The organism is uncultured Mucilaginibacter sp., assembly GCF_903913935.1.
Classification (GTDB): Bacteria; Bacteroidota; Bacteroidia; order Sphingobacteriales; family Sphingobacteriaceae; genus Mucilaginibacter.
This window is the reverse complement of record NZ_CAIWNH010000171.1, coordinates 1-2,744: the sequence shown is the minus strand read 5'-3', so window position 1 is coordinate 2,744 and position 2,744 is coordinate 1. Positions and strand designations below refer to the sequence as shown.

Below are 2,744 nucleotides of genomic sequence, written 5' to 3'. Positions count from 1 at the left end.
GCGCTTGAGCTGCTGGCTAAATCGCATCCAGAGTTCTCTTTAATATTATCCGATATCAATATGCCAGGCATGACGGGTATTGAAATGCTCTCCAGGATCAGGCATACCTATGAAGACCCGCCACCGGTAGTAATGATGATCTCAGCTTACGGTGATGATGAAAACCGGAACCAGGCGGCTGAATACGGCGCCAATGATTTTTTAACCAAACCGGTCGATTTTGTGGGGTTGAAGGAGAAATTAGCTGCTTTTGTTTAATGAATTAAAGGGAACCTACAGGTAATAAGATACAGAAGTCCTAAAGTTTATTGTGCACTTAGTAAGCGATGCACACCAGCCAATGCATATCAACCTGGCAGAAGGCAAAGGTGGTAACACAACGAAGCTTTTTTTTTGAGGTTAAGGCCACCAATCTTCATGTTTTATGGGATAGCAAGCTCATAGACTACCAGGAGCTTCCCTATGTGGCAATGACAAAGAATTATGACGCAGCGGACACCCCAGCAGATAAAACTGTGGCAGAGCGACGATATGATGGTCTGGCTATATGAGAGCTACCAGATCAGCACCTTTATTTATGCAGAAGTAGCATACAAAAAAAATCTTGACGAAACTTATTACACCGAACATCTGTCCATTGTCCGGTTGCGGATTGAGCAGGCTGGTATCAGGTTGGCGGGGGTGCTTAATAATTGTTTTGAGAATTAGATTACCACAATGTAATACATCGCAGTTTATCTATTCAACCGTGTTAGACGATTTTAAAAGTAAACATCCGGCAACATGGTTTTTAAAATGTTTTACTATTGTTTTACCCAAGCAGCTAAAAACAAAAAGCACTTACATCGGACGTGATGTAAGTGCTTAATAATTTTGCTCCTGAGGCTGGGCTCGAACCAGCGACCCTCTGATTAACAGTCAGTGGCAAGCGTATATCGTTGTTTTGTGATTTTTATATTTACTTATAAATCAGATATTTATGCAATTTAATCTAACGTCTATTTATCGATTTTTTGTTATTTTTTGTTCATTTGTGTGAGAAATGTGTGAGAGAAAAACTTGCATTTTATGCGAAATTTGGTTAATTTAGCATATTATTAAAAATATGTGTGAGATAAAATTGAAAATTACTAAAATTTAAACGAAATGACCGTAAAAGTGAATTTATATTTGGATGAACGGAAGATCGAAACCGGTGAGAAAGCGCCCGTAAAGCTAAGGTTATATATATCCCGAACAGATATCAGGCACTATCACACGGGCATGTACTTAACGCTTGAGCAATTTGAGCAAACTTACTTAGCCAGTAAGCCCAAAAAGGCTTTTAAAGAGCTTAAAATATCACTGGACGCCATCGTAGTGAAAGCCAATAACATTATAACCAAAATGGACGGCATTTTTATCCTCGCTAAATTTGAAAAGGAAATGTTTGGTGCGCATTCAAACTCTACGGACATTGTTTCCCATTACCAAACCTACATTGAGGAACTTACTAAAAGCGGACGTGTGGGAACTGCTTCCAGTTATCGGTTAAGTTTAAAATCCTTACTGTTGTTTGCAGGAAAGAATAAAAAGCCAGCTATTAGCGTGGCTTTTGACAACATCACGGTGGATTTTCTGAACAGGTACGAAAAATGGATGGCTGCAGAAGAAAAATCTAAAACAACTGTAGGTATTTACTTACGTCCGTTAAGAGCCATTTTTAACAAAGCTATAGAAGAAGGAGATATTGTGGCCGATATATATCCTTTTAAAAAATACCAGATACCCACAGGACAAAATATCAAAAAGGCATTAGATAAGTCGGAATTAAAAAAACTATTTACAGCGCAGGTAGAACCAGGCAGCCCTAAAGAAAAAGCCCGGGACTTTTGGTTTTTCAGTTACCAATGTAATGGGATGAACTTCCGTGACATAGCTGAATTGAAATATAAGAACATAAACAAGAAATCCTTCTCCTTTTTACGGCATAAAACGTTGTATACCACTAAGGATAAGCCAAAGCCTATTATTGTGCCATTAACGGAATCAATCAGGGCAATTATTGAGCGTTATGGTAATAAGCCTGTTTTACCTGATAGTTATGTGTTTCCGATTTTAGAGAAATCAATGAATGAAACGGAAAAGCTACGGGTGAACCAAAACTTTATCCGGTTCGTTAACCAACATATTCAAAAATTAGCAAAAGACTTGGAATTAGATACAGATATTTCTACTTACTATGCACGCCATACCTTTACTACCTCTGCAATTCGCAATGGTGCTAAAATGGAACTGATACAAGAAAGTTTAGGTCATCGTAGTTTGAATACCACACAAAACTATTGGGCTGGTTTTGAAGATGATGTTAAACAGGAAATTGCTGATAAGCTAATGGATTTCAGCTAAATAGATTATTAATCCCTGCTCATCGGATAAATTTAGCAGATGTAACGTTGATCGTATATTTTTTTCTCAAATCTTTGGTTGCCTGTGGGCAGCACGGATTTATAACCGAGAAAACGGCTGCACTCGTGCATTAGCCTGGGCTACTGTACGGAAGCGGGGTGTACCGGCTCGCCTTACATAGACCCAATATCGACAGGCGGTGAACACACCATCCCATATTTACCGCTTAAGCAACCAACAGCGCGAGCCGGGTAAAATGTCAAGGCCGGGCAAGCCAATAAAAAACAAAACACAACGGCCCGTTTATATAGCCTTTTCTTTTTATCCCGGCTGTGGGCTATCTTCGCGGATGTGGT

3 protein-coding genes and 1 pseudogene are annotated in these 2,744 nt (G+C 39.2%); all 4 read left to right on the top strand.

The window, feature by feature from the left end:
- Nucleotides 1-258 (top strand): response regulator (locus tag QZY09_RS06425; RefSeq protein ID WP_295669774.1); only part of this gene is annotated, 258 nt, incomplete at its 5' end.
- 43 nt (nt 259-301) lie between these two features.
- Nucleotides 302-397 (top strand): annotated as a pseudogene (locus QZY09_RS24700) (S1/P1 nuclease); the annotation flags it as partial.
- Between the two features lie 86 nt (nt 398-483).
- Complete coding sequence (locus tag QZY09_RS06420; RefSeq protein WP_295669771.1) at nt 484-708, top strand: S1/P1 nuclease; 225 nt, start codon at nt 484-486, stop codon at nt 706-708.
- A 438-nt stretch (nt 709-1,146) separates the two neighbouring features.
- Nucleotides 1,147-2,388, top strand: coding sequence for a site-specific integrase (locus QZY09_RS06415; protein WP_295669768.1), 1,242 nt, complete (start codon nt 1,147-1,149; stop codon nt 2,386-2,388).
- Nucleotides 2,389-2,744 lie beyond the last annotated feature (356 nt).

Coding starts and splice junctions, on each gene's coding strand:
- QZY09_RS06420 (WP_295669771.1), top strand. CDS start 484: ATGACGCAGCGGACACCCCAGCAGATAAAACTGTGGCAGAGCGACGAT.
- QZY09_RS06415 (WP_295669768.1), top strand. CDS start 1,147: ATGACCGTAAAAGTGAATTTATATTTGGATGAACGGAAGATCGAAACC.